We start from the raw sequence: 1,418 nt of genomic DNA, 5'->3' as shown, positions 1-1,418 counted from the left end.
GTAGAAAGATGACGGTGACGTGAGTTCACTATCAAAGGTGGTTTTTTCTTTTTGGGGGAGCGTGGCTGCTTGAGGAAAGACTTCAAATTCACTCGTGCAGCTTGCGTCCAACAGAAAATCGGCTAATTGAGGCAGGGACAAAGCCTTCAGGTGTGACCAATTATCAGGTTCAGTTGCGATCGTCATACCCCGATAAGTCCCTTGAATTTCATCAACCAGGTAGAATTCTGAAAGACTAGACTCAATTTTTCCCACACCATGTACACTGCCGAGAGCTCTTCGGACAACAGCTAAAATATTATAAGAAACTAGAGCCAGACAAAAAGAAAACAAGGCAGCTTTCGGATAACCCAAGGTTTTAATTTCGCCCTCAAAATTCTTAGTCACGGTTTGAAATAAAGTCTCAACACTCCAACGACCTCGATACAAATCGGCGACATCGGTCGCACTGGCAACTGTTTGAGGTAAACTTGTCAGTATGGCAATTTCCCGCTCGCCATCACGAGTAACTTTTTTCAACCGTAATACCACCCGTCGTACTTTCAAACAGTTACTTCCATAAGTCAGAGCAACAGTTTGTTCACTAACAGAGCCAGTTTCTACATCACCTTGGAATTGCAATTCACTCAGTTGCTGCTGTGGCAAAGTTTTATGTTCTCGGATCAAAAAGTCAGAAGCAGCCGAATGTATACCAAATAGAAACCCTTGTGTGCACATATTGCGATCGGCAATCCACAGTTCACCAGCTTTAACGGTTGGCAAAACTGACTCAAATAAAGAACGTTCACAGGGGATGACCATCCTCACAGAGAAACACATCAATCGCCATCCGCAAGTCCGGGTCAAGCACCACTAAAGACTTGCCTGGTAAAGCTTTAGCTGCATAAGGTTTCAGAGCTTCAAGCCGATGATCTGTTGCAGCTAAACAGTTACCATCAATGATTCTGAGTTGATAAGGAGCTAATAACTTTGATGGACTCCCTCCCAGAAACTGCATCACATCAGTCATAGAGGCAGCAGTTTCTCGTAGCAGTGCAGCACTCACATCTAGTTCAATGCCATTAAGTTTGTCATAGACTGCGGTTCGACTCACATTGAGTTGGGAGGCTTTGGCTCTATATGCAGCATTCACAGAGGGATAGATGCCACAGACAACCAGGCTCATTAAATCTACAATGCTGGAGAATAACAGCTCTCGCGTATACTGGCTCCGGGCATGATTTTCAAATAGAGAATCGAGTTGTTCTGCGTTGAATACTCGCTCCATTAAGCCGCGTACCATGACGCTGACAGGACTCTGCTTGACAAACCGTTCAAAGATGGCATCTAACATTTACCTGCTCCCCTTAAAAATACTGATGATTGCGAGCGCTCCAACAGCGAAGCCAACTTGCTTAAAGCTTCCACAAGTATACCGA

2 protein-coding genes are annotated in these 1,418 nt (G+C 44.6%); both read right to left on the bottom strand.

Going from position 1 to position 1,418, the window contains the following annotated elements; translation table 11 throughout:
• A partial coding sequence (locus tag QUA54_RS34225) for a transposase (protein ID WP_333419477.1) occupies positions 1–801 on the bottom strand: 801 nt, incomplete at its 3' end.
• Positions 785–1,333, bottom strand: a complete 549-nt coding sequence (locus QUA54_RS34220) for a hypothetical protein (RefSeq protein WP_333419475.1) — start codon at positions 1,331–1,333, stop codon at positions 785–787. The genes QUA54_RS34220 and QUA54_RS34225, both read right to left, overlap by 17 nt.
• Between the last annotated feature and the right edge of the window lie 85 nt (positions 1,334–1,418).

Origin of the sequence: Microcoleus sp. MOSTC5 (assembly GCF_036701825.1) — a bacterium.
In the GTDB taxonomy this organism is placed as follows: Bacteria; Cyanobacteriota; Cyanobacteriia; order Cyanobacteriales; family Microcoleaceae; genus Microcoleus; species Microcoleus asticus.
This window is presented reverse-complemented; position numbering and strand designations above follow the sequence as displayed.

What these genes read in the sequence shown, in the direction of transcription:
- QUA54_RS34220 (WP_333419475.1), bottom strand. Translation starts at nt 1,333, where the DNA reads ATGTTAGATGCCATCTTTGAACGGTTTGTCAAGCAGAGTCCTGTCAGC.